This is a genomic window from Phenylobacterium sp. (assembly GCF_013911965.1).
GTDB lineage: Bacteria > Pseudomonadota > Alphaproteobacteria > Caulobacterales > Caulobacteraceae > Phenylobacterium.
Genome location: NZ_JACESE010000010.1, coordinates 143,227 through 167,430 on the forward strand (window position 1 = coordinate 143,227; position 24,204 = coordinate 167,430).

17 protein-coding genes and 1 pseudogene are annotated in these 24,204 nt (G+C 68.3%); 7 read left to right on the plus strand and 11 right to left on the minus strand.

Annotated elements, in window-relative coordinates; all coding sequences use genetic code 11:
* Window positions 1-96 precede the first annotated feature (96 nt).
* A complete protein-coding gene (locus H2041_RS12025; RefSeq protein ID WP_293412956.1) occupies window positions 97-951 on the plus strand; it encodes a hypothetical protein in 855 nt (284 codons plus the stop codon).
* Here H2041_RS12025 and H2041_RS12030 read toward each other — a convergent pair.
* Window positions 948-1,805 (minus strand): PIG-L family deacetylase, encoded by an 858-nt coding sequence (locus H2041_RS12030; protein ID WP_293412958.1) that lies wholly within the window; start codon window positions 1,803-1,805, stop codon window positions 948-950. The two genes, H2041_RS12025 and H2041_RS12030, sit on opposite strands and share 4 nt — an antisense overlap.
* A complete protein-coding gene (locus H2041_RS12035; protein ID WP_293412960.1) occupies window positions 1,795-3,027 on the minus strand; it encodes an aspartate aminotransferase family protein in 1,233 nt (410 codons plus the stop codon). The genes H2041_RS12030 and H2041_RS12035 overlap by 11 nt, the downstream gene beginning before the upstream one ends.
* Window positions 3,028-3,181: 154 nt before the next feature.
* On the opposite strand from H2041_RS12035, the gene H2041_RS12040 reads away from it, so the two are divergent.
* Window positions 3,182-4,462, plus strand: a complete 1,281-nt coding sequence (locus H2041_RS12040) for an MFS transporter (RefSeq protein WP_293412962.1) — start codon at window positions 3,182-3,184, stop codon at window positions 4,460-4,462.
* Window positions 4,463-4,553: 91 nt separating this feature from the next.
* Window positions 4,554-6,170, plus strand: coding sequence for a fatty acid--CoA ligase (locus H2041_RS12045; protein WP_293412964.1), 1,617 nt, complete (start codon window positions 4,554-4,556; stop codon window positions 6,168-6,170).
* Window positions 6,171-6,194: 24 nt separating this feature from the next.
* Here H2041_RS12045 and H2041_RS12050 read toward each other — a convergent pair whose 3' ends face one another.
* On the minus strand, window positions 6,195-7,232 hold the full coding sequence (locus H2041_RS12050; protein WP_293412966.1) for a serine hydrolase: 1,038 nt from the start codon (window positions 7,230-7,232) through the stop codon (window positions 6,195-6,197).
* Window positions 7,233-7,311: 79 nt separating this feature from the next.
* Between H2041_RS12050 and H2041_RS12055 the strand changes: the two genes are divergently transcribed.
* The 3 genes from H2041_RS12055 (at window position 7,312) to H2041_RS12065 (ending at window position 11,972) form a co-directional block, all read left to right on the plus strand.
* Window positions 7,312-7,731, plus strand: coding sequence for a secondary thiamine-phosphate synthase enzyme YjbQ (locus tag H2041_RS12055; protein WP_293412968.1), 420 nt, complete (start codon window positions 7,312-7,314; stop codon window positions 7,729-7,731).
* An 82-nt stretch (window positions 7,732-7,813) separates the two neighbouring features.
* A complete protein-coding gene (gene ppc / locus H2041_RS12060) occupies window positions 7,814-10,525 on the plus strand; it encodes a phosphoenolpyruvate carboxylase (protein ID WP_293412970.1) in 2,712 nt (903 codons plus the stop codon).
* Window positions 10,526-10,598: 73 nt separating this feature from the next.
* Complete coding sequence (locus tag H2041_RS12065; protein ID WP_293412972.1) at window positions 10,599-11,972, plus strand: L-serine ammonia-lyase; 1,374 nt, start codon at window positions 10,599-10,601, stop codon at window positions 11,970-11,972.
* Between the two features lie 6 nt (window positions 11,973-11,978).
* Here the strand turns inward: H2041_RS12065 and H2041_RS12070 are convergent, their stop codons facing one another.
* Complete coding sequence (locus H2041_RS12070) at window positions 11,979-12,443, minus strand: chemotaxis protein CheW (protein ID WP_293412974.1); 465 nt, start codon at window positions 12,441-12,443, stop codon at window positions 11,979-11,981.
* A 2-nt stretch (window positions 12,444-12,445) separates the two neighbouring features.
* Window positions 12,446-13,945 carry a PAS domain-containing methyl-accepting chemotaxis protein gene (locus H2041_RS12075; RefSeq protein ID WP_293412976.1) on the minus strand — a complete coding sequence of 500 codons (1,500 nt, stop codon included), beginning with the start codon at window positions 13,943-13,945 and terminating at the stop codon, window positions 12,446-12,448.
* Window positions 13,946-14,115: 170 nt separating this feature from the next.
* Here H2041_RS12075 and H2041_RS12080 point away from each other — a divergent pair, with 170 nt between their 5' ends.
* Complete coding sequence (locus H2041_RS12080; RefSeq protein WP_293412978.1) at window positions 14,116-14,622, plus strand: MarR family winged helix-turn-helix transcriptional regulator; 507 nt, start codon at window positions 14,116-14,118, stop codon at window positions 14,620-14,622.
* Window positions 14,623-14,685: 63 nt separating this feature from the next.
* Here the strand turns inward: H2041_RS12080 and H2041_RS12085 are convergent, their stop codons facing one another.
* From H2041_RS12085 to H2041_RS12110, 6 genes and pseudogenes are all read right to left on the minus strand, one after another.
* Window positions 14,686-16,164 (minus strand): PAS domain-containing methyl-accepting chemotaxis protein, encoded by a 1,479-nt coding sequence (locus H2041_RS12085; RefSeq protein WP_293412980.1) that lies wholly within the window; start codon window positions 16,162-16,164, stop codon window positions 14,686-14,688.
* Window positions 16,165-16,444: 280 nt separating this feature from the next.
* A complete protein-coding gene (gene ahpF, locus H2041_RS12090) occupies window positions 16,445-18,034 on the minus strand; it encodes an alkyl hydroperoxide reductase subunit F (RefSeq protein WP_293412982.1) in 1,590 nt (529 codons plus the stop codon).
* Window positions 18,035-18,200: 166 nt separating this feature from the next.
* Entirely contained in the window at window positions 18,201-18,767 is a 567-nt protein-coding gene (gene ahpC, locus H2041_RS12095) for an alkyl hydroperoxide reductase subunit C (RefSeq protein WP_293412984.1), read from the minus strand.
* 126 nt (window positions 18,768-18,893) lie between these two features.
* A complete protein-coding gene (locus tag H2041_RS12100) occupies window positions 18,894-21,908 on the minus strand; it encodes an SIR2 family protein (RefSeq protein WP_293412986.1) in 3,015 nt (1,004 codons plus the stop codon).
* A gap of 127 nt (window positions 21,909-22,035) precedes the next feature.
* On the minus strand, window positions 22,036-23,400 hold the full coding sequence (locus tag H2041_RS12105) for an NAD(P)-binding domain-containing protein (protein WP_293412988.1): 1,365 nt from the start codon (window positions 23,398-23,400) through the stop codon (window positions 22,036-22,038).
* A gap of 219 nt (window positions 23,401-23,619) precedes the next feature.
* Window positions 23,620-24,204 (minus strand): annotated as a pseudogene (locus tag H2041_RS12110) (hypothetical protein); the annotation flags it as partial.

Sequence of the window (24,204 nt, forward strand, 5' to 3'; positions counted from 1 at the left end):
CTTCCGGCCGGGGATTTCGGCGGAAGGCCCGCCGCTTTCCCTGCAAGAAACCCAACAAGAGCCCGGCGCATGACCGGGCCAGGGAAGGAAACGAGAATGCGCGTCGCAGAACGGGCGGGCGCGCGGGACGGGCTTCAGGGGCCGTTCCGCTCACCCCGCAACATGGCCGGCGAGGCCAAGGGCTCCATCCACGAGGACGCCACCGCCACAAGGCTCGGCTTCCGGGGCGGCACGGTCGCCGGCTCCATCCACATGGACCAGTTCGTCCCGCTGATCCTCCAGACCTATGGCGAACGGTGGTTCGAGGGCGGCAACCTCTCGCTGCAGTTCAAGAAGGCCACCGTGGATGGCGAGGCCGTCCGCGCCGAGCTGCATCCGGGCCGCGAGCGGGCCAGCCTCTGCATGTTCAACGAGGAGATGGATCTGATCTGCGAGGGCACGGCCGCCGATCACGCCGATGCCGGCTCCGAACTGGGGCGACGGCTGCAGGCGCAGGAGCCGGCCGCGCGCAGCGCCATCCGCATCCTCTCGCACCTCCATGTGGGGGACGAGGCGCAGGACATTCCGCTGACCGCCCCGCGCGAGACGCTGACGTCGCGGCTCGAGACGATCACGGAAGCCCTCGACCTCTACGCCGACGATCGCGCCGTCCTGCCGCCGTCCATGGTCGTCCACCTGGCCCACGGCGCGCGATCGGCGGTGGTCGGCGACGCCAAGGCGGTCGGCCTCTTCGGGGCGCTCGAAATCCAGTTCCTGCACGGCCCCCTTCGGGCCGGCGCCCGCTATGTGGGCCGCACGCGGGTCCACGCCCTGACCGAGAGCCCCAAGACGGAGAACGTCTGGTACGACGTGCTGATCGCGGACCCGAAGAGCGGGCGCGACCAGGCGCGCGTGACCTTCTGCCTGCGCTTCATGAAGGCCTCCTCGCCGCTCTGGGCCAGCGCGGCCTAGCGCCGCCTGTGGCTGACGAAATACTCCCGGTCGAACAGGCGGTAGTAGAGCCAGGCCGGGACCTTGTCGTAGCCGGGCTGGACGTCGGCGATGATCGCCCGCTGCGACGCGTGGACGTCCAGCAGGGCGCGCTTGACGGCGGCCTGGCTGGCGATGTTCACCGCCAGCTCCGGCGGCGGCAGGCCGCGGGCGGGGTCGCGCGGATAGTGCTCACGGAAGGCGCTGACCAGCTTCAGGGCCAGGCGGACCAGGGCGCGGGGCAGGGTCACCTGATAGAGCAGGCGCGGCCAGGCGCCTTCTGCGGGCGCATCCTCGAACACCTCGCGCACCCAGACGCCGGTCTTCACGTGGTCGGGATGACCGTAGAAGCCCACCTTCTCGTCGAAGGAGATCAGCACCTGGGGACGGTGCCGGCCGATGGCGTCGCGGATGGCGGCCTTGGCCTCCTCAGGCTTCAGCGTCCAGAGGCCGCCGTCGGGGAAGTCCAGCACTTCGGTATGGACCGCGCCCAGCAGCCGTCCGGCGGCCCTGGCCTCCTCGATCCGGATGCGCGCCAGTTCATCCCGGTCGTAGCCCGTGTCCTGCGCCGCTTCGCCGCGCGTCAGGTAGAGCAGCACGATCCGTGCGCCGGACTTCGCCAGCCGCGCCAGCGTGCCGGCGCAGGTGATCTCATCGTCGGGATGGGCCCAGATGGCGAGCACGGTCACGCCCGGGCCGACGCCGGGCAGGAAGACGCTCTGGGGCACCTGTTCGTCGTTCAGCCGCGAGCGCGCATAGAGGAAGCCGGCGGCGCCGGCCAGGGGCGCGGCGAGCGCCAGCGTCGTCCACCAGGGGAACCTGCGCCTATCCGCCATATCTCGCCTCCGCCGGTTTGCCCCCATCGGCCCGCGCGGCGTCGCTCGCCCAGGCCAGATCCTCCAGATAGCGATCCGCAACGGCGAGGTGAACCGGCGAGAGCATCAGGTGGAGCCCGCGCGGCTCGGTCACCGCACTCGTCACCCAGCCGCGTTCGAAGAGCTTCTTGAGCACGGCGAAGGGGTTCAGGTCCTCGCGCGTGAAGGCGGTGATCCCCAGCAGGGGCTCGCCCAGCACCCGCCAGCCTTGGCTGCGGACCCCGGCCTCGATGGCCTCGCGCGCGGCGGTCACCTCGCCGTGCTTGGCGCGGTAGCCTTCTTCGCCCAGCACGTTCATCACCGCCCAGGCCGCGGCGATGGCGCCGCCGGGCCGCGTGCCAGCGAGCGTCGGCGTCACCATCTTGCTCGCCGGCCAGTCTCCGACCTCGAAGATCATCCGCCGGCGCAGCGCCTCGCTGCGGAAGAAGACGGTCGAGGCGCCCTTGGCGCAGTAGCCGTACTTGTGCAGGTCCGCCGACATGGACGAGACGCCCGGGACCTCGAAGTCGAAGGCCGGCACGGGCGCCCCGTTCATCCGCACGAAGGGGGCGATATAGCCGCCGACGCAGGCGTCGACGTGCAGCCACAGGGCCTTGCGCTGCGCCAGCTCGCCGAGCGCGGCGATGGGATCGATGAGGCCATAGGGGAAGCAGGGGGCCGAGCCGACGATCATGATCGTGCGGTCGTCGCAGGCCGCTTCGATGGCGTCCGGATCGGCCAGCAGGCCGGCGAGCGGCGTGCGCCGCACTTCGATCTCCATCACCGCGCAGGCCTTGTCGAAGGCCGGATGGGCCGACCTGGGCAGGACGAGGTTGAGCGGGCCGGTCAGGCCGCGGTCCTGGCGCGCGAAGTCGCGGGCCGCCTTGACCGCCATCAGGATGGAGTCGGTCCCGCCGCTCGTCATGTTCCCGACCGCGCCCTCGGGTCCGTGGAGCAGCGAGAGGCCGAAACCGACGACCTCGGCCTCCATCTGCCTCAGGCTCGGGAAGGCGGCCGGGCCGAGGCCGTTCTCCGAGGCGAAGAGGGCGTAGGCCTCCTTCTGCACCTGCTCGATCTCCGGGCCGGCGTTGAAGACGTAGACGGCGGCCTTGCCGTCGCGCCACTTCACGTCGCCGCCGGCCATCTGGCGCATCCGTTCGGCGACCTCGGCCCAGGCGGCGCCGGTCTTGGGCAGTGCTGTCATGTCCGCTCGCCCCTCCCCAGGGCGGTGGCCGCTGTCGCGCGGCTCTTCCTGACCGTCACGTTGGCGCCTCGCGCGGGCGGGTGCAAACCCCGCGGGACTTGACCTCGGGGCGAGCGAAGGCCAAGCCCGTGCCCCACGACGGGAGGGGGAAACCATGTCGCAAGGATCCGAGGCGCTGCAGGCGCCGTCGACCCGCCGGGTGCTGGGCGCGAGCCTGGTGGGCACGGCGGTGGAGTTCTACGACTTCTACATCTACGCGACGGCGGCCTCGCTGGTGTTCGGGCCGCTGTTCTTCCCGGCGGCCTCGCCCTCGGCGCAGCTGCTTTCCTCCTATGCGACCTTCGCCATCGCCTTCTTCGCGCGGCCGCTGGGCGCCAGCATCTTCGGCCATTTCGGCGACCGGATCGGGCGCAAGTCGACGCTCGTGGCCTCGCTCCTGCTGATGGGCGGTTCGACCTTCCTGATCGCCTTCCTGCCCGGCTACGCCACCGCCGGCTGGATCGCGCCGGCCCTGCTCTGCCTGCTGCGCTTCGGCCAGGGGCTGGGCCTGGGCGGCGAGTGGGGCGGGGCGGCCCTGCTGGCGGTGGAGAACGCGCCGCCCGGCTGGAAGGCGCGCTTCGGCATGTTCCCCCAGCTCGGCGCGCCGGTGGGCTTCATCGCCGCCAACGGCCTCTTCCTGATCCTCGGCCTCGTCCTCACCCCCGAACAGTTCCAGTCCTGGGGGTGGCGCCTGCCCTTCCTGCTGTCGGCCGTCCTGGTCGCCGTCGGCCTGTGGGTGCGGCTGAGGCTCACCGAGACGCCGGCCTTCGCCAAGGCGATGGAGGAGGGGCCGCCGCCGCAGGTGCCCCTCTTCGAGCTGATCGCCCGTTATCCGCTGCAGACGCTGGGCGGCACCTTCGCGGTGGTGGCCTGCTTCGCCACCTACTACCTCTCCACGGCCTTCGCCCTGGGCTATGGCGTCACCACGCTGGGCTACGAGCGCGAGACCTTCTTAGGGATCCAACTGGGCGCCATCCTGTTCATGGCCCTGGGCATCGTGCTCGCCGGCTACTGGTCGGACGCGACGACGCCGCGGGTGGTGCTGATGTGGGGCTGCGCCATGGTCATCGGGGCGGGGCTGCTTCTGGCGCCGATGTTCGGCTCGGGCTCGCTGCTGCTGGTCTTCGCCTTCCTGTCGCTCTGCCTGCTCTTCATGGGCTTCGTCTACGGACCGCTGGGCGCCTTCCTGCCCAGCCTCTTCCCGGCGCGGGTCCGCTACACCGGCGCCTCCATGGCCTTCAATGTCGGCGGCATCATCGGCGGCGGCCTGGCGCCCATGCTGGCCCAGATCCTCGCCGACCGCGGCGGCCTGGTTCCGGTGGGGCTCTATCTCGGCGGCGCGGCCCTGGTCAGCCTGGTGGCGCTCGCACCGCTTCGCCGGACGATCGACGACTGACGCGGCGAGCCCCCGGCGCGCTCGCCGTTGACGGACCCTGCGGCGCCCCGGTCTTCTGTTCGCAGAACAAGAAGATCCCAGGGAGGTGCTCATGCGTACCGAGGAAGCCCATCCGTCCGGCGCGCCGGTGGTCGATTTCGACGCCATGCCGACGCTGGGCGACATTCCCCGCTATCACGGACGGGAGCGGCCTGAGGCGGTCGCGCTCACCTTCGAGGGGCGCAAGACCACCTATGGCGAATTCGATCGCCATGCGAACCAGGTGGCCCACGCCCTGCTGGCCTCGGGCGTCGGGAAGGGCGACCGCATCGCCTATCTCGGCAAGAACAGCGACCACTATTTCGAGCTGCTCTTCGGCGCCGCCAAGACGGGCGCGGTGATGACCCCGGTGGGCTGGCGCCTCGCCCCGCCGGAGGTGGCCGGCATCGTCGCCGACGCGGAGGCCAAGATCCTCTTCTTCGGGCCCGAGTGCGCCGATTGCGCCGCGGAGGTCGCCGCCGGCCTCTCGCCCTCGCCCCGGCTCATCGCCATGGAGCCCAAGGGCGCCGACCATCAGGCCTACGAGGCCTGGCGGGACGCCGCCGAGGCCGCAGACCCGAAGCGGCCGATCTCGACCTCCGACGTGGTCGTCCAGCTCTACACCTCGGGCACCACGGGCAAGCCCAAGGGCGTGATGCTGACCCACGACAACATCCTGGGCGGCCGGCGGCGGGCGGCCGACGCCCAGATGGCCTGGAACAGCTGGGGCCCGGACGATGTCAGCCTGGTGGCCATGCCGGTGGCCCATATCGGCGGCACCGGCTGGGGGATCGTCGGCCTCTACAACGGCGCCAAGGGCGTGGTGGCGCGCGAGTTCGATCCCTTCAAGGTCCTGGACTTCATCGAGGGCGACGGCGTCTCGAAGATGTTCATGGTGCCGGCCGCCCTGCAGATCGTCGTGCGTCAGCCCCGGGCGCGCGAGGTGGACTACAGCCGGCTGCGGTACATCCTCTACGGCGCCTCGCCGATCCCGCTCGACCTGTTGCGCGAGTGCATGGAGGTGTTCGGCTGCGGCTTCGTCCAGCAGTACGGCATGACCGAGACCTGCGGCACCATCGTCTACCTGCCGCCGGAGGACCACGACCCGGCTGGCAATCCGCGCATGCGCTCGGCCGGCCTGCCCATGCCCGGCGTGGAGATCAAGATCATCGACGAGGCCGGGAACAGCCTGCCGCCCAACACGGTGGGCGAGGTGGCGACCCGGTCGGGCGCCAACATGGCCGGCTACTGGAACATGGCCGAGGCCACCGCCGCGACCGTCGGCGAGGACGGCTGGCTGCGTACGGGCGACGCCGGCTATCTCGATGAGGACGGCTACCTCTTTATCCACGACCGGGTGAAGGACATGATCATCTCCGGCGCGGAGAACATCTATCCGGCCGAGGTGGAGAACGCGATCTACGGCCATCCGGACGTGGCCGAGGTGGCGGTGATCGGCGTGCCCGACGAGAGGTGGGGCGAGGCGGTGAAGGCCATCGTGGCGCCGAAGCCTGGGACCCGGCCCGACCCGGCCGACATCATCGCCTTTGCGCGCACCCGCATCGCCCACTTCAAGGCCCCGCGCAGCGTCGACTTCATCGACGCCCTGCCGCGCAACGCCTCGGGCAAGATCCTGCGCCGGCAGCTTCGCGAGCCCTATTGGGAAGGCCGCGAGCGCCGCGTGAACTGAGGGGCCGGGCGTCCGCCCGCCGTCTCAGCGGAAGCTGTCGGCCACGTCGGCGATCCAGGCCTTTACCGCGTCCTTCTTCGCAAGCGGCGTCTTGCCGTGGCGGACGAGGACGAGGTCGAGGTCCGGAACGGCCACCGTGTACTGGCCCTCATAGCCGTTGGCGCTGAAGGAGCCGGGACCGGCGAGGTTCAGCCACCAGTGGGCGCCGTAGTCGCCTTCGCGCTCCGCCGGCTGCGGCGTCTGGGTGCGGGCGTAGTCGACCCAGTCGCGCGGCAGGATCTGGCGTTCGTCCCAGCGTCCGCCGCGCAGGTAGAGAAGGCCGAAGCGGGCGAAGTCGCGGGCCGTGGCGAAGCAGAAGGACGAGCCGATGAAGGTCCCGGCGGCGTCGAACTTCGGGATGGCGCTGCGCATCCCGCTGGGTTCGAACAGCCGCTCGCGCATGAAGGCCTCGAAGCCGGCCGCATCCACGCCCAGCGCGCGCGCCGCGCAGCGGGCGACGATGTTGGTAGTCCCGCTGGCGTAGGACCAGAAGGTCCCCGGCGGATGGGCGAGCGGCCGGCTCGCCGCATAGTGGGCCACGTCGGCCTTGCCGGCGCCGAACAGCATCTCGATCACGTCGGAGACGTGACCGGGCACGTAGTCCTCGACGAAGGCGAGGCCGCTCGACATGCGCAGGAGCTGGTCGAGCGTGATGGCCGCGCGGGGATCGCCGGGCTCCGTCCGCCACTCCGGCACGTCGGCCGGGGCGTGGATGTCCAGCCGCCCGTCGTCGACCAGCAGGCCCGTCAGGGCGTGGGTGATGCTCTTGGCCTTGGACCAGGACGGATAGGTCTGGTCCGGTCCGTAGCCGTCGTTGTAGCGCTCGAGCACGAGGCGGCCGCCCTGCACGATGACCAGCGCATGGGTTTCGCCCAGCCGCTCGGTGTCGGGCGCGGCGAAAGCCTCTTCGATCAGGGCCGAAAGGCCGGCGGCGTCGCGGACGCGGAGCGGGCCGGTGGTCCACTCGCCGGTCGGCCAGGGGACGCCTGCGGGCTGGGCGGGAAGCTCGGACAGTTGGCTCATGGGCGAAGGTTGGGCCGGTGACCCTGGCCCTGTCAAAGGCGCCCTTGCGTCACCCCGCCGCCGCAGGAGAGGGTGGGCCATGCGTCAGGCCCACCATCGCCTCACCCTCTCGACCGCCGGTCAAGGTCTCTACGAGATCACGCCGCAGATCCGCGACTTCGCCGAGGGACAGGGCCTTCGCCAGGGGCTGCTGACGGTCTTCTGCCGCCACACCTCCGCTTCGCTCCTGATCCAGGAGAACGCCGACCCCGACGTCCAGGCCGATCTGATGGCCTTCTTCGCCCGCATCGCGCCGGAGGGGCGGGGGCTGTATGTCCACGACGCCGAGGGGCCGGACGACATGCCGGCCCACATCCGCGCCGCCCTGACCCAGAGCCAGCTGTCGGTTCCGTTCACCGGCGGGCGGCTGGCGCTCGGAACCTGGCAGGGCGTCTATCTCTTCGAACACCGGCGGGCGCCGCACCGTCGCGAGGTCCTTCTGCACCTGCTGGGCGACTAAGGCCCGGGCGCCGGGGGAAATGGCCGGCCGGCGATCCCCGCCGCCCTGTCGCTGCGGCCGCGAACGAGTCAGGATGAAGCCCATGGAAGCCTCCCGCGACCTCTCCCGCCTCGATCCGCTGAACCTCGCCGAAGATGCGGCCGATGCGGCGCGCGAAGTGCGCCGTCAGGCGCAGCTCCTGTCGGAGCTGCTGAACGAGGCCATCGCCTATCTCGACGGGGAGGAGGCCGCGGCCCAGGTCAGGGCCGGCCGCGCCGCCGAGGGACTGCGCCCCTATGCCGGCCTCGACGCGGGCGAGGCGGAGTTCCTGGCCCGCGCCTTCGCCTGCGACGCCCTGCTGGAGAACCTCGCCGAGGAGGTCGCCGGCCGCCGCAAGCTGGCCGAGACCCAGGCCACCGGCGGCGCCCGCGCCGTCACCCTGCGGGGAGCCGTGGAGAGCCTCGCGCGCGCCGGACGCAGCGAACGGGATATCGCCGAGGCGCTGTCCCGCCTGAGGGTCGCGCCGGTCTTCACCGCCCACCCCACCGAGGTGCGCCGCCGCGCCGTGGTCGACCGCGAGGCCGAGATCACCCGCCTGATGGCCCTGCGCCGTCATCGCCTGCCGCCGGCGCTGGAGGCCGAGGCGCGCGAGGCGCTGTTCCGGGAGGTGGCGCTGCTCTGGCGCACGCGGCTGAACCGGCCGGAGAAGATCTCCGTCGCCGACGAAATCCGCAACGTGCTCTCGGTGGTGCGCCAGTCGGTCCTGCCGGCCGTGGCCTCCCTCTATGCCGACTGGCAGGGCCTGGCGGGACAGGCCGAGACGCCGCCGGTGCTGAGCCTCGGCTCGTGGCTGGGGGGTGATCGCGACGGCCATCCGGGCGTCGACGCCGCGGCGCTCAACCGGGCGCTGGAATCCCAGGCCCGCGTGATCTGCGACTTCTATGCGGGCGAACTGCGGGCGCTCTGGCGGGATCTGGCCATCTCGTCCTCCTTCTCGCAGGTCTCGCCGGGGCTCGCCGAACTGGGCGAGGCCATGCCCGATCCCTCGCCGCACCGGCGCGACGAGCCCTATCGGCTGGCGCTGGAGGAGATCTACGACCGGCTGAACGCCGTCTCCCAGAAGCTGACCGGCCAGCCCGTCGCCTTCGCCCTCGGCCCTTCGGAGGCCGAGCCCTACGCCGAACCGGAGGCCTTCGCCGAGGACCTGCGCCAGGTGGTGGAGTCGCTGGTGCGCCATGGCGGCGAGCGGCTGGTGGGCCGCCGCCTGCGCCGGCTGATCCTGGCCGTCGAGGCCTTCGGCTTTCACCTGCTGACCATCGACCTGCGCCAGAACGCCGACGTGCACGCCCGTGTCGTGGCCGAGCTGCTGGCCCGCGCAGGCGTGGAGGCGGACTACGAAGCCCTCGGCGAGGACGCGCGCGTGGCGGTGTTGAGCCGCGAGCTGGAGCACGAACGGCCGCTGCGCTCGCCCTATATCGACTACACCGCAGAGACCGACCGCGAGCTCGCCATCCTCGACGCCGCGGCCCGCGCGCTGGATCTCTTCGGGCCTAAGGCGCTGGGCGCCTATGTGATCTCCAAGGCCGCCGACCTCTCCGACATCCTGGCCCTGCTGGTGCTGATGAAGCAGGCGGGGCTCGCACGCGGCGGCGCGCACATCCAGACCCGCATCCGCATCGCCCCTCTCTTCGAGACCATCTCGGACCTGGAGCATGCCCCCGGCGTGATCCGCCGCTGGCTCGCCACGCCGGCGGCGCGGGCCACCGTCGGCGAGGCCGGCTTCCAGGAGGTGATGCTCGGCTATTCGGACTCCAACAAGGACGGCGGCTATATCGCCTCGCGCCTGCACGTCGCCCGCGCGGCCAGCGAACTGTCCACCGCCTGCCTGGAGAACGGCGCCGCCCTGCAGATTTTCCACGGCCGCGGCGGCTCCATCGGCCGCGGCGGCGGGCCGGCGGCGGCCTCGGTCATGGCTCAGCCGTTCGAGGTAATCCCCAGCCGCATGCGCTGGACCGAGCAGGGGGAGATGATCTCCCGCCGCTATGGGGACGAGGAATCGGCCCGTCGCCGGATGGACGAGCTGGTCGGCGCGGTCCTGGCCGCGGGCGCGCGCCAGCAGATCTCGCCGGGCGACGAACATGCCGGCCGCCTGGCGCGGCTGCGCGACGGGGCCTTCGCCGCCTATCGGGCGCTGGTCTACGACAATCGGGCCTTCGAGGGCTTCTTCTGGTCGGCCACGCCGATCGCCGAGATCGCCGAGCTGAACATCGGCAGCCGCCCGGCCTCGCGGACCAAGAGCCGGAGGATCGAGGATCTGCGCGCCATCCCGTGGGTGTTCAGCTGGACCCAGTCCCGCTTCATGCTGCCGGGCTGGTTCGGCTTCGCCGGCGGCGTCGAGCGGGCCGGGCTCTCGCGCAGCGAACTGGCGGAAATGGCTCATGTGGGGCGCATCTTTCCGGCCTTGCTCTCCGACATGGAGCTGGCGCTCGCCCAGGCCGACATGGAGCTTGCGTCGGAGTATGCGGCCCTCTTCCCTGACCGCGAGGCCGGCCGGGCGATCATGGACACCATACGCGCCGAGTACGAGAAGGCCTGCGAACTGGCCATCGGCGCCCGGCGGGGCAGCCGGCTGCTCGACGATCGGCCGGCGCTCGCCGAATGGGTGGCGGTGGCTTCGGAATCCATCGCACCGCTCAACCGCCTGCAGCTCGAACTCCTCGCCCGCCGTCGCCGCGGGGAGGACGATCCGCGCCTGAAACGGGCGGTGGAGTTCACTGTCGCAGGCATTTCCGCCGGACTTCGCGGCACAGGCTAGGCCGGTCCTGGCCAGAGGCTTGCGCGCCGCTAAGGTCCAGCCGCCCTTTTCACCAGACGAAAGATCAAGCTCCATGTCCGCCGGCGTGTTCGACCTCTTCAAGCTCGGGGTCGGCCCTTCCAGTTCCCACACCATGGGCCCGATGACGGCGGCGGCCCGCTTCGTCGCACGGCTGACGGAGGAGGGCCGGCTCGACCGGGCGAGGCGGGTGGAGACGACGCTCTACGGCTCGCTGGCCATGACCGGGAAAGGGCACGCCACCGACCGCGCGGTGATCCTCGGCCTGGCGGGCTTCGCACCGGCGACCCTGGACCCCGACGAGGGGGAGGCGCGACTGGCGGAGATCGCGGCCACCGGGCGCATGGCCCTGGGCGGCGCGGGGCCGGAGATCTCCTACGACGCCGAGCGCGACATCCTGTGGCGCGGCCGCGAACGCCTGCCCCAGCACCCCAACGCCCTGCGCTTCCGCGCGCTGGACGAGGCCGGCGAGGCGCTGGCCGAACAGGTCTTCTTCTCCGTCGGCGGAGGCTTCGTGGTCGACGAGACGGAGTTCGGCTCAGCCCCGCCCGCCGCCGCCCCGCTGCCCTACGACTTCGGTTCGGGCGAGGAACTGCTGGCCATGGCCGAGCGCGAGCAGATCACCATCGCCGAACTCATGTGGCGCAACGAGACGGCCCTGAGGCCGCCGGCCGAGGTGAACGCCGGCCTGGACGCCATCTTCGAGGCCATGGAGGCCTGCATCGAGCGCGGCCTGCGCCAGGACGGCTGCCTGCCCGGCGGACTGAAGGTGCGCCGCCGCGCCCGGCAGGTGTTCAATGGCCTGACCGCCAGGATGGAGCGCAACATCGGCGACCCCCTGGCGGCCCTGGACTGGGTCAATCTCTGGGCCCTGGCGGTGAACGAGGAGAACGCCTCCGGCGGCCGTGTGGTGACGGCGCCGACGAACGGGGCGGCGGGCCTGCTGCCGGCGGTGCTGCGCTTCTACGACCGCTTCCACCGTGGCGGGCCGGAGGGGCGGCGGACCTTCCTGCTCACGGCGGCGGCCATCGGCGCCCTCTACAAGAGGAACGCCTCCATCTCCGGCGCGGAAGTCGGCTGTCAGGGGGAGGTGGGCGTGGCCTGTTCCATGGCCGCGGCGGGGCTGACGGCGGCGATGGGCGGGAACAACGCCCAGATCGAAAACGCCGCCGAGATCGCCATGGAGCACAATCTCGGCCTGACCTGCGATCCGATCGGCGGGCTCGTGCAGATTCCCTGCATCGAGCGCAACGCCATGGGGGCGGTGAAGGCCATCGACGCCTCGCGCCTGGCCCTGCTGGGCGACGGCCAGCACTCCGTCAGCCTCGACAAGGTCATCGCCACCATGAAGCGGACGGGCGAGGACATGAACGAGATCTACAAGGAGACCTCGCTCGGCGGCCTGGCGGTCAATGTGGTGGAGTGCTGAGGCGGCTCAGGCCGCCGCCAGCTCCGATTCCGGCGGCAGGACTCCGGACAGGTCGATGAGGGTGGTGATGCCCTCTTCGGTGGTGATCATGCCGTAGGCCAGCGTCTGGGCCGCGCCGCCGCCGATGGACGGCGCCGGCTGCACCTGGCCTTCGGTGACGGCGAGGATGTCGCACACCGCGTCCACGAGCAGGCCCACCGTGCGGCCGCCGAGGTCGACGACGATGACCACGGAGGAGGCCTTGGCCTCGCTGGCCGGCAGGCCCAGGCGGGTGGCCAGGTTCAGCACCGGCAGGACCGCGCCGCGCAGGTTGATCATGCCCAGCACATAGTCCGGCGCCTTGGGCAGAGGCGTGGACGTGGTCCAGCCGCGGATCTCGCGGACCTTCTGGATGTCCATGGCGAACTGCTGGCCGCCGACCACCACGGTGATCAGCTCGGCGCCGGCGGCGATATTGGGTTGGCCGTTCATCTTCAGAATTCCTCCCAGCCGGCCTCTTGGGCCACGGGCGCCAGTTTCAGCGCCGCCGAGCCGCGTGACGTGGAACGCAGCGCACGGACCGGGGCGACAGGGCGGGGAGCCTTGGCCGGAGCGGCGGCGCGCGGGCGGATGTCGGTGGCGAACTTGAACCGGCCCATCAGGCGGTTCAGCTCGGCCGTCTCCTGCGCGAGCGCGTGGCTGGCGGCGGTCGACTCCTCGACCATGGCGGCATTCTGCTGCGTAATCTGATCCATCTGGTTAACGGCGGTGTTGACTTCGCCGAGACCCAGGGACTGCTCTTCGGCCGATGCGGCGATCTCCACCACCAGGCCGTTGATCTCGGCCACCTGGGCGACGATGCGCTCCAGGGCCTCGCCGGTCTCGGCCACCAGCTTCACGCCGCCCGCCACGTGGCTGGTGGAGGCGCCGATCAAGGTCTTGATTTCCTTGGCTGCGTCGGCCGAGCGCTGGGCGAGCGCCCGCACCTCGGAGGCGACCACGGCGAAGCCGCGGCCGGCCTCGCCGGCGCGGGCGGCCTCGACCCCGGCGTTCAGGGCCAGCAGGTTGGTTTGGAAGGCGATCTCGTCGATCACGCCGATGATCTGGCCGATCTGGGCCGAGGACTGTTCGATCTGGCTCATGGCTGCGACAGCGTCACGCACCACCTTGCCCGAGGCTTCGGCGTCCGCGCGCGTGGAGGACACCGTCTCGCGCGCCTGGCGGGCGCCGTCGGCCGACTTCTTCACCGTGGCGGTGATCTGGTCGAGCGCCGCGGCGGTTTCCTCCAGGCTCGCCGCCTGCTGCTCGGTGCGGCGGGAGAGGTCGTCGGAGGCGTTGCTGATCTCGCCGGTGGAGACGCCGATCTGGTCGGCCACGCCGACGATGGCGCCCATGGCCTCGGCCAGGCGGTCGATGGCGGCGTTGAAGTCGCGCTGCAGGTCGGCGTACTCGGTCGGGAAGTCGCCCTCGATGCGGGCGCGCAGGTCGCCGTCGGCCAGGGCCGAAAGGCCTTCGCCGATGGTGGCCATCGCCTTCTGCTGGGTCGCCAGGCGTTCGCGGCGCTCAGCTTCGTTGCGGGCGCGCTCCTCCTCGATGGCGGTGACGTCGGTGGCGAACTTGATGACCTTGTAGGGGCGGCCCTCGGCGTCGAACATCGGGTTGTAGGTGGCCTGGATCCAGACCTCGCGCCCGCCCTTGCCGTAGCGCAGGAACTTGTCGGAGAAGAATTCTCCGCGGTTCAGGGTGGCCCAGAAATCCTTGTACTCGGCGCTTTGCGCATAGTCGGGCGAGACGAACATGCTGTGCTTACGGCCCACCACCTCCTCGGCCGAATAGCCCATGGTGGCGAGGAAGTTGGCGTTGGCGTGGATGATGGCGCCGTCCAGCTCGAACTCGATCACGGCCTGAGAACGCTCGAAGGCGGCCGACTTGGCCTGGAGTTCGAAGAGTTCGAGGTCCTTGGCCTTCTGGCGCTTGGAACCGAGACGCAGCATTGGGGTTTCCTGTCACTTCTGGAGGAAGATGAGCCCCTTTTCACGCACAATCCCTAACAAGTGATTGTATCAAATGCGATAGGATCAGAAATAATTCTATTGAGATTTGATTAACCACTTGGGCTCAGGGTGGCTCATGCAGCGCGTGGCTGCGTCCTGGCCTCTTCCCCATGTCCGACGTCTCGATCGATACCACCGCCCCTCCGGCCGCAGACGCGCTTGATCCCCGTTTCCGGGAACTCTTCGTCGACCGGCAGCTGTGCCTGGCGCTGCAGGTGGCCTCCAGTCACGTCACCCGCATCTATCGCGGCCTGCTCGAGCCCCTGGGCCTGACCTATCCGCAGTATCTGGTGCTGATCGCGCTCTGGGAGGCCGAGGGGCCGCTGACCATGCGCGACCTGCGCCGCACGCTGTCCATGGACACGGGCACGCTGACCCCGCTGGTCAAGCGGATGGAGGCCGCCGGTCTGGCGGTCCGCGCCCGCGACACCGCCGACGAGCGGCTGGTTTGGGTGAAGCTGACACAGGCCGGCTGGGACCTGCGCGACAAGGTGGCCGACGTGCGCTGCGAGGTCGTGCGCCGCCTGCCCATGTCCGATGAGGACATCGCCGACCTGCGGGCCAAGCTGCAGGTGATGAACGCCGCCCTCCAGGCTCAGGCGCCGGAGGAGACCTGACGGCCTGAAAAAAGGGCGGAGCCGAACGGCGCCGCCCTCTTCGTGTCGGCCTGAGGTTCGACCTCAGAACTCGGCCCAACCCTCCGCATCCGTGGCCGGGGCGAGCTTGAGCGCTGCAGAGCCGTGCGACATCGGCCGCGCCTTGCGCGGCGGCGGGGCGGCGGCGCGCGCCCGCACGGCGCCGTTGAACTGGAAGCGGCCGGCCAGGCGGACCAGCTCGGCGGTCTCCTGGGCCAGGGCGTGGCTGGCGGCGGTGGATTCCTCGACCATGGCCGCGTTGCGCTGGGTGATCTGGTCCATCTGATTGACGGCTGTGTTCACCTGGGCGAGGCCGCTGGCCTGCTCCTCGGCCGAGACGGTGATCTCGGCGATCAGGCCGCTGATTTCGCCGACCTGGCCGACGATCCGCTCCAGCGCCTCGCCGGTCTCGCCGACCAGTTTGACGCCGCCGGCGACGTGGGCCGCCGAGGCGTTGATCAGGGTCTTGATCTCCTTGGCCGCGTCGGCCGAGCGTTGGGCCAGCGCCCGCACCTCGGAGGCCACGACGGCGAAGCCTCTGCCGGCCTCGCCCGCGCGGGCGGCTTCGACGCCGGCGTTCAGGGCCAGAAGGTTGGTCTGGAAGGCGATCTCGTCGATCACCCCGATGATCTGGCCGATCTGGACCGAGGACTGTTCGATCTGGCCCATGGCGGCGACGGCTTCGCGCACGACCTTGCCCGAGGCCTCGGCGCCGGCGCGGGTGGCGGAGACCGCGTCGCGGGCGCGCCGGGCCCCCTCGGCCGTCGCCTTCACCGTGGCGGTGATCTCGTCGAGCGCCGCGGCCGTCTCCTCCAGGCTGGCGGCCTGCTGCTCGGTGCGGCGCGACAGGTCGTCGGAGGCGCTGCTGATCTCGCCGGTGGAGACGCCCAGCTGGTCGGCCACGCCGACGATGGCGGCCATGGCCTCGCTTAACCGGTCCAGGGCGGCGTTGAAGTCGCGCTTCAGCTCGGCATAGGCCTCGGGGAAGTCGCGGTCGATGCGGGCGCGCAGGTCGCCCTCGGCCAGGGCGGAGAGGCCGGCGGCCAGGGCGCTGCAGACGGTCTGCTGGGCGCCGAGCTGGGCCTCGTGCTGGGCGGCCTGCAGGCGCTCGCGCTCCTCCTCCACCGCGGTGACGTCGGTGGCGAACTTGACCACCTTGTAGGGCCGGCCCTCGGCGTCGAACATCGGGTTATAGCTGGCCTGGATCCAGACCCGGCGGCCGTCCTTGCCGTAGCGCAGGAACTTGTCCGACAGGAACTCGCCGCGGCGCAGGGCGGCCCAGAAGTCGCGATAGGCCGCGCTCTGGGCGTAGTCGGGCGCCACGAACAGGTTGTGCTTTCGCCCGACGACCTCGCTTTCGGCATAGCCCATGGTCGCCAGGAAGTTCGGATTAGCCGAAAGTATGACTCCGTCGAGATCGAACTCGATCACCGCCGAGGAGCGGTGGATCGCCGCCGCCAGAGCGCGAAGTTCCGTAAGTTCAATAGATTGCCGGCTGCGCGCCGATGCGCTGAGCGAAAACATCGCCTTGTGCCCCCCCGGACAGGCTGGGCCCCCCGGCCGCGTCCTCGTCCGAGGATACTGGTCACATGGCCAGGGTTAATCGGGTCTTGAGGCTGCAACCCTTACGGGTTCCTGCGACAGAGCGCCGCAGCAAAAAGACGGCCCGCCAGGAGCCGCCCTCACGCCCCGCAGGCGCCGTCTAAAATCCACCACCAAGGACACGAAGGACACGAAGGGGCCGAAGCGTCCTTCGTGCTCTTCGTGAGCTTTGTGGTTCTTTTCCTTCTCGCGCTCGCGCGCGTCAGGCCGCCTGCGCCTCCACCTCGGCCGGGGCCAGGCGGATCAGGTAGTCGAAGGCCGAGAGCGCGGCCTTGGAGCCTTCGCCCATGGCGATGACGATCTGCTTGTAGGGCGTCGTCGTCGCATCGCCGGCGGCGAACACGCCGGCGACCGAGGTCTGGCCCTTGGCGTCCACCTCGATCTCGCCGCGGGGCGAGAGCGCCACGCCGCCCTCGGCCAGCCATTCGGTGTTCGGCACCAGGCCGATCTGGACGAAGATGCCCTCCAGCTCGACCGTGTGCGACGTGCCCGTGCCGCGGTCGTTGTAGGTCAGGCCCGTCACCTTGCCGCCGTCGCCGAGGACTTCGGTGGTGAGCGCCGAGGTGATGATGTCGACGTTCTTCAGGCTCTTCAGCTTCCGTTGCAGGACCTCGTCGGCGCGCAGCTTGCCGTCGTATTCGATGAGCGTCACGTGGGCGACGATGCCGGCCAGGTCGATGGCGGCCTCCACGCCGGAATTGCCGCCGCCGATCACCGCCACGCGCTTGCCCTTGAAGAGCGGCCCGTCGCAGTGGGGGCAGTAGGCCACGCCCTTGTTGCGGTACTCCGCCTCGCCCGGCACGTTCATCTGCCGCCAGCGGGCGCCGGTGGCCAGGATGACGGTCTTGGACTTCAGCGTCGCGCCGTTCTCCAGCTCCACGCCGATCAGGTCGCCGGGCTGCTTGCCCGGGATCAGCCTGGCCGCCTTCTGCAGGTTCATGATGTCGACCTCATAGTCGCGCACGTGGCGCTCCAGGTCGGCGGCGAGCTTGGGGCCCTCGGTGTGCGGCGTGCCGGTCAGGTTCTCGATGGCCAGCGTGTCCAGCACCTGGCCGCCGAAGCGTTCGGCCGCGACGCCGGTGCGGATGCCCTTGCGCGCGGCGTAGATGGCCGCCGCCGCGCCGGCCGGGCCGCCGCCGACGATCAGCACGTCGAAGGGCTCCTTGGCGGCGATCTTCTCCGCCTCGCGGGCCGCGGCGCCGGTGTCGATCTTGGCCAGGATCTCTTCGAAGCCCATGCGGCCCTGGCCCCAGCTTTCGCCGTTCAGGAAGACGGTGGGCACGGCCATGATCTTGCGGTCCTCGACCTCGCCCTGAAAGAGCGCGCCGTCGATGGCCACGTGGCGGATGCGCGGGTTCAGCACGCTCATCGCGTTCAGCGCCTGCACCACGTCGGGGCAGTTCTGGCACGAGAGCGAGAAGTAGGTTTCGAAGAGGAAGTCGCCGTCCAGCGCCTTCACCTGTTCGGCGAGGTCCGCCTCGATGCGCGGCGGGTGGCCGCCCACCTGCAGGATGGCCAGCACCAGCGAGGTGAACTCGTGGCCCAGCGGCAGGCCGGCGAAGGTGACGAAGATGTCGGTCCCCGTCCGGCGGATCTCGAAGGACGGCTTGCGCGCGTCGTCGCCGTCCAGGCGCACGCTCACCTTGCCGCCCGAGACCGAGGCGATGTCTTCCAGGAGGCCCTTCATCTCGGCCGCCTTGGCCGAGTCGTCGAGCGAGGCCACCAGCTCCACCGGCTGGGTCACGTTCTGCAGATACCCTTGAAGCTGGGTTTTCAGTCCGGCGTCCAACATTGGTTGCGAGCTCCATGGCGTCGCCGCGCCCTGCGGGTCCGTTGGCCGCAGGCGGGCGGGGGTTCGGGGAGGAAACGTCTCGTCCGGCGGAGGAACCGCCGCCGCAGGTATCCCCACCTGCGGCGACGGTCGCCCGTCGTCTATGCGCTAACGCAAAAGCACGCGCTTAGATCTTGCCGACCAGCTCCAGCGACGGGGCCAGGGTCTTTTCACCCTCTTCCCACTTGGCCGGGCAGACTTCGCCCGGGTGGGCGGCGACGTACTGGGCGGCCTTGACCTTGCGCAGCAGCTCGGCGGCGTTACGGCCGATGCCCTCGGCGGTCACTTCCATGAACTGGATCACGCCGTCCGGGTCGACCAGGAAGGTGCCGCGGTCGGCCAGGCCCTGGCCTTCGCGCATAACGCCGAAGTTGTTGGTGATCAGGCCCGAGGGGTCGCCCAGCATGGTGTACTTGATCTTGCCGATGGCCGGCGAGGAGTCGTGCCAGGCCTTGTGCGAGAAGTGGGTGTCGGTCGAGACCGAATAGATCTCCACGCCCAGCTTCTGGAAGGCGTCGTAGTTGTCGGCCAGGTCCTCCAGCTCCGTCGGGCAGACGAAGGTGAAGTCGGCCGGATAGAAGAAGAAGACCGACCACTTGCCCTTCAGGTCGGCGTCGCTGACCGTGACGAACTTGCCGTCCTTATAGGCCTGGGTGGTGAAGGGAAGGATGGTCGAATTGACGGCGGCAGGCATGCGCTCTCTCCAGGCGTTGGGTGGGTGAAAGGGAGGAAACGCCCCCTTCCTACCACCCCATGCTGCATCGCGGTAATCGATATTATCTGGCGCGGCGATAGAGGGGGTCGATGGCGACTTGCGTCTCTAGACAGCGGGATTGATCGCGTGAGCGATCGGACCCCGTTCGTTAAACGTCAGCTGAAATCGAACCTTTAGCCCCAGGCTATCCGCTGAAGCATCGAACTCGGGTGTAATTCGAAAAAAGACGGATATATCGGGGGAGTTCGCTTGGATGAAACCATACCCACTCTCCACCTTGGTGATGCTTCCGTTAAACCAACGAGGCGCACCGTTCTCGTCCCTCACAAACGCCTGCTCTTCACGAACGCGGAGAGAACTCTTCGTTCGGCGAATTTGCTCAAATGCTTCCTTTGCGGCGCTCTCCATTCCGCACAGAGATAGCTGCCGAGCATGCCAAAACTGTGAGTCCAGATTAGAAGCTCCCTGATTCACACCACGCTTTAGATATTTCAGTATCGTGTGACCGTCATCGAGCTCTGCGGCGGGGTGCGCCTGGGCATAAAGGCGCGCAAAGCGGAAATTAAGAAGCTTGCTCCCGGGATTTAGATCAAGAGAAGTCTTAAGGGTCTGTAAGGCTGCAGAAAGGTCACCTTTTGCCGTATGAAGCAGAGCAAGTCGATTTGCGACCAATTCGGCCTTTGGATTGCTCTGGAACGCCCGCGCCAATGACACTAGTGCTCTGTCTGCATTCCTGAGTTTGCCGGCAAGTTCGGCCTCTGCCATCAAGAGGTACGGCTCGGTAGGATAGCGGCTTAACCCTGCACGTATCACGCTCTCTGCATCTTGAACGGCAGAGTTGACTGCTTGAGTGCTGAGTGCAGATGGGTTGTCCCCTTCATTCCGAAGGGCTTGGTCCAAATTTGCGAGCGCCACTTTCGCGAGCGTATGGTGAGCGTGCGAAGAACGACCTTCTGCCACCAGTTGCTTAGCAACCCTTGCCGCATCATTGCGGAAGACAGACGCCTCTAAATCGCTACGCGCCAACTCCGCGCGACGCAGGGATATCTCCGCAAGTGTGTGTCTCAGAGATGAGGACTTGGGTGCCTCTTCTAACGCCTCTTTCACCAGACGCTCCGCTCGATCAAGCCCATCACGGGTTCCTGCCTTGCGTAGCTCATATAACGCCCACTGATGCAGGACGCCGACAGTCCGGCCTACGCTCCGGGCGGCAGACTCGTAGACGGTAATCCCCATGACCCGGTCGGGGAGCATGTCGGCGACTTGTCTTGCCTTTATCAGCTCATAGAGAACGAGCTCATCATAGGAATACTCTGTGTTCAGGTGGTCAATCAGACGGAGTATTATCTCCTGCTTGTGAGCCGGTGTCCTAGCTGCGCGTTCAAATACAACCTCTGCGATATAATTATGGCGCGCTTGATAAACAAAGTCTCCCTGGAATCTCCGGTTGGATACGACCACCACATGTTCGAGCGGTTTAAAAAAGCGCCGTTGAAACTCATCGAAGCCGATACCGTGTACACGCGAAATGAGACCTGCTCGGACTGGCGGCCCTAATCTGTGAAGTGCACATATGTCGAGGTACAGGCTCTTTGCTTCGGCGGAAGGGATGCCATCATACTCGCTCTCAAGTATGTCTTCGAAAGAGGCGCCATTTGTCGCTTCGTGGAGTGCTACGAGCAACTGGCGCCCCGCCATGTCACTGAAGCGCGACACGCGGTCGTCATGACTCAGAGACTTCAACTCGCCAAGGGAGCCGTGCTGCTCTAGAAGGCGGATCAGTTCATCGATCTCAGGCGCCGATAGCAATTCGAGTGTTATGCTATCGTCCGCGAATAGGTCTGACTCAGACTCAACTGAGTTCCACTCATTCACCCTCTCGGCGCCCACGATGACCAGGGGCCATTTTTTTACGGTCCCCTTTTCGATTAGGTGGCGGATGTCATCGACATGTTCACCCACTTCATCGATGAACAGGTACAGGGGCTGGTTTGTGAGGCCGACAATCTCCTCAACAGCCTCTATGTCTATACGGGAGCCTGGGCGCAGCATTAACACCATACGCTCGTATGTCCCGGCGGCCTCCCAGGCGATCCTGCGGAGGGCCACAGACTTTCCTGAGCCGGCATGGCCTTTTATGAGGTCGAACTTGGGAATCGATTCCCTCGGGGTTGGGATTATCCACCGACGCAGCGCTTGGTTGATAGGTGTTCGGCGAACATCGAGATTCGCCTCTATCGGAAACCAACCTTGGTTCACACCAGAGTAGAAAGCCTTCGCGTCTCCGGTAGAAGTGCCTTCGGCGACCACATGCTCAAAGACGGTTTCTAGCGACTGAATAAGGTGTGAACTCTCCCGCGCGGATTTGTGGCTAATAAAGCGAGTGAGTGTTGTTGAGCGAGTTTCGCGCGCCAGCGTAGCAAGCTGGAGGGATGCTGCTGGGAGTCCGCTTTTTAGACCAGATAGGAACTGCTCTAATGTCATGTCGACAGGCTCAAAACGCCTATCCCGCCAGTAGCCCTCGTAAAGCTCGTCCCACCCCGGGCGGATGATATAATGCCTGGGTCGCCCATCGCGCTCGTCGATCAGGCGCTGAAATACTCTACGCATATTCTCGTCGGACATCCCATATCCGACAATCGCCATTGGATTGTTTTGGCCCCACTCAAGGAAAGTTTTGAACAGATTTGATCGTCCTGTTGAGTGACCGATAATTTGCTCAGTGCTAGTGATTAGTGGGGCGTCAATGTCCTCGTGCTCCGTCAGGCAACCATGTAGCTTTAGATACACAGTTTTAGATCGTGATATCTCATCAAGAGCAACATCACCGTCACGTGAAGAGACGACTAAACGGTCGCCTTGGCCTGCCTGCTCGTAAGCACGCTCGACCAGAAGGTCGTAGTTTGTTGTAGCTATTCCCGCCCAAGGAAGCGTGGGAATAATATAGTGCGCGGTGGTTGGCGCGAAGTCGACTAAGTTGTCGTGTATGAACTTCTGAAGTTCTCTAGTGCTTCGGGTTGAGCAGGCTAGATCATAGGCGTCTTTGAGACCGAGAGTCTGATGGGCGGGCTTGAGGAAGCGTTCTACAATGAGATCCCTGAGCCCGTTGCCGTCGGGCATTTTCAGACCTGAAGTGGTCTCGGCACCCTTCGAGGCACCCGCTCCGAGGAAGAGGACGAGCCGACCTTCTCTAGCCGCGGCTAGTAGCCCTTCTGGAATATGTCCGGGAGTTCTCATAACACTGTCATCAACGAGTCGTTCGGCAAGCGCAACCATTGCGGGTTGTCGCGCTATGTTCTCTATTAGCCCGCCGCTCCCCCCGCCCGATCTCCTTCATCAGGTCATGCACATAGATCCCGAAATCCACCTGGATCGTGTGGCGGGCGGATTCGTAGAAGTGGCCCATGTGCAGGGCTTCGTCCTTGGCGATGATGGCCTTCATCTCCGCCTCTGAGGGCGGGGCGTAGCGGCCGGTGAGGCAGGCGGCGACCAGCTTGGCCTGCTGCTCGGCGAAGTTGACCAGCGTCGGCAGGGGCTGGGCCAGGCCCATGAAGAAGAGGTCGGGCACGCCCGGCTTCATCATCCGCTTGAAGAGGGGGAAGCGGTGGGCCGCGTCGGGCTTCAGCGCCTCGTCCTCGAAGAAGGGGAAGCTGATCTTGTAGCCGGTGGCGTAGATGATGGCGTCCACGGCCTCGACGCTGCCGTCCTCGAAACGGACCTTATCGCCCATCAGCTCGGCGATGTTCGGCTTGACCTTCACGTCGCCGCAGCCGACCCGCGTCAGGAACTCGCCCGAGACGGACGGGTGGGCGGTCAGCGGCTCGTGGTCCGGCTTGGGCAGGCCGTAGTCCTCCATGTTGCCGACGATCTTGCGGATGCGCTTGGCCGCCAGGCGCAGGCCGAGCCTGCGCGGCATCCAGTGGGGCATGGAGGCTTTGTCGGCCACCTTGCCGTTCATGTATTTCGGCAGCACCCAGACGCCCCGGCGGGCGGCGACCCACAGGTTCCTGGCGATCGGCCGCTGGGAGAGCTCCGAGGCGATATCCATCGCCGAATTGCCCATGCCGACGACGACCACGTTCTTGCCGCGCAGATCGACCGGCGCGAACGGGCTGCGATAGTCATGCGCGTGGAAGGCCGCGCCGTTGAAGGTCCCGGGATAGTCCGGATAGCGCGGGTCCCAGTGGTGGCCGTTGGCGACGATCAGCACGTCGTAGGCCCTGGTCTCTCCGGTCGAGAGCGTCACCTCCCAGCCGCCGCCGTCCTTTCGCACCGCCTTCGTCACCGCGGTGTTGAAGGTGATGTGCGGGCGCAGGCCGAAGCGGTCCACGTAGCTTCGGAAGTAATCCAGGATCTGGCTGTGATGGGGGAAGTCGGGCCAGTCGTCGGGGACGGGCAGGTCCTCGAAGGCCAGGCGCCACTTGGACGTGTCGATATGCAGGCTCTCGTAACAGGCCGACAGGCCGTTGGGATTGCCGAAGTACCAGTTGCCGCCGATGTCGTCGGACATGTCGTAGACGTCGAAGGGAACGCCCGCGTCCTTCAGCCTCTTGGCCGTGGTGAAGCCCGAGGCCCCGGCCCCGATGATGCAGCACGTCGGATAGCGCGCCATCCTGTGGTCTCCTCCCGCCCGCCCGTTTGGGGTCTTGAGGGGGAGCATGGCGGGGTTTCCGTTGGGGCGGGCAACGAGGGCGCAGCCGCAGACCCCCTCAGGCGCTCCGCGCCAGCTCCCCCTGAAAAGGGGGAGCATCTTTCGCACCGAGCGCGCCAGACGCACTGCGCAGATCCTCCCCCTCCGCGAGGGGGAGGTGGCCCGGAGGGCCGGAGGGGCTTACGGCCGCAGCAGGTCCGCCCAGCGCCAGGTCCCGGCCCCCAGCGCCACCCGCGGCGCGGCGGGCCCGTCGGCCAGGGACAGGAGCACCAGCCCCCGCACCGGATCGCGGCGGCAGGCTTCGGGGGCGAAGGCGACCTCCATGGCGATGGCCTGGCGGACGCCGGCCAGGCCCTTGCCGGATTCGCCGGGCGTCATCACCCAGTCGCCGTCCCAGACGTGCAGGGCCCGGCCGCGGGCGTCCGCCGCGTTCGACGCCGCCCGCACGGCGGCGGTGACGTCACGATCGCGGCGCAGGGCGGCCTCCAGCCTTCGGACCATGCTGCACTCGTCCCCGCCGCCGCCCGCGCCCAGGCCCTGGCCTGAGGCGGCGCCCGAACCCGAAAGCCCGCCGCCCGGCCCGTCGCCGGCGGTGATCGCCCCGGCCATCTGAGATTGCGAGACCAGCACATAGGCCGCCTGGGGCGCCGGCGGGGCGGGGATGGGCTTGACCACCTTGGGCGGAACCGGCGCGGGACGGGCCAGGCTGCGGGCTGGCGGCTCCGGCTGCGGTTCGGGCGCCGGCGCCCCAGGCGGCCTATGTGC

Coding starts and splice junctions, on each gene's coding strand:
- ahpF (WP_293412982.1), bottom strand. CDS start 18,034: ATGTTGGACGCCGGACTGAAAACCCAGCTTCAAGGGTATCTGCAGAAC.
- H2041_RS12085 (WP_293412980.1), bottom strand. CDS start 16,164: ATGTTTTCGCTCAGCGCATCGGCGCGCAGCCGGCAATCTATTGAACTT.
- H2041_RS12070 (WP_293412974.1), bottom strand. CDS start 12,443: ATGAACGGCCAACCCAATATCGCCGCCGGCGCCGAGCTGATCACCGTG.
- H2041_RS12105 (WP_293412988.1), bottom strand. CDS start 23,400: ATGGCGCGCTATCCGACGTGCTGCATCATCGGGGCCGGGGCCTCGGGC.
- H2041_RS12045 (WP_293412964.1), top strand. CDS start 4,554: ATGCGTACCGAGGAAGCCCATCCGTCCGGCGCGCCGGTGGTCGATTTC.
- H2041_RS12065 (WP_293412972.1), top strand. CDS start 10,599: ATGTCCGCCGGCGTGTTCGACCTCTTCAAGCTCGGGGTCGGCCCTTCC.
- H2041_RS12040 (WP_293412962.1), top strand. CDS start 3,182: ATGTCGCAAGGATCCGAGGCGCTGCAGGCGCCGTCGACCCGCCGGGTG.
- H2041_RS12025 (WP_293412956.1), top strand. CDS start 97: ATGCGCGTCGCAGAACGGGCGGGCGCGCGGGACGGGCTTCAGGGGCCG.
- H2041_RS12075 (WP_293412976.1), bottom strand. CDS start 13,945: ATGCTGCGTCTCGGTTCCAAGCGCCAGAAGGCCAAGGACCTCGAACTC.
- ppc (WP_293412970.1), top strand. CDS start 7,814: ATGGAAGCCTCCCGCGACCTCTCCCGCCTCGATCCGCTGAACCTCGCC.
- H2041_RS12030 (WP_293412958.1), bottom strand. CDS start 1,805: ATGGCGGATAGGCGCAGGTTCCCCTGGTGGACGACGCTGGCGCTCGCC.
- H2041_RS12050 (WP_293412966.1), bottom strand. CDS start 7,232: ATGAGCCAACTGTCCGAGCTTCCCGCCCAGCCCGCAGGCGTCCCCTGG.
- ahpC (WP_293412984.1), bottom strand. CDS start 18,767: ATGCCTGCCGCCGTCAATTCGACCATCCTTCCCTTCACCACCCAGGCC.
- H2041_RS12035 (WP_293412960.1), bottom strand. CDS start 3,027: ATGACAGCACTGCCCAAGACCGGCGCCGCCTGGGCCGAGGTCGCCGAA.
- H2041_RS12055 (WP_293412968.1), top strand. CDS start 7,312: ATGCGTCAGGCCCACCATCGCCTCACCCTCTCGACCGCCGGTCAAGGT.
- H2041_RS12080 (WP_293412978.1), top strand. CDS start 14,116: ATGTCCGACGTCTCGATCGATACCACCGCCCCTCCGGCCGCAGACGCG.
- H2041_RS12100 (WP_293412986.1), bottom strand. CDS start 21,908: ATGCCCGACGGCAACGGGCTCAGGGATCTCATTGTAGAACGCTTCCTC.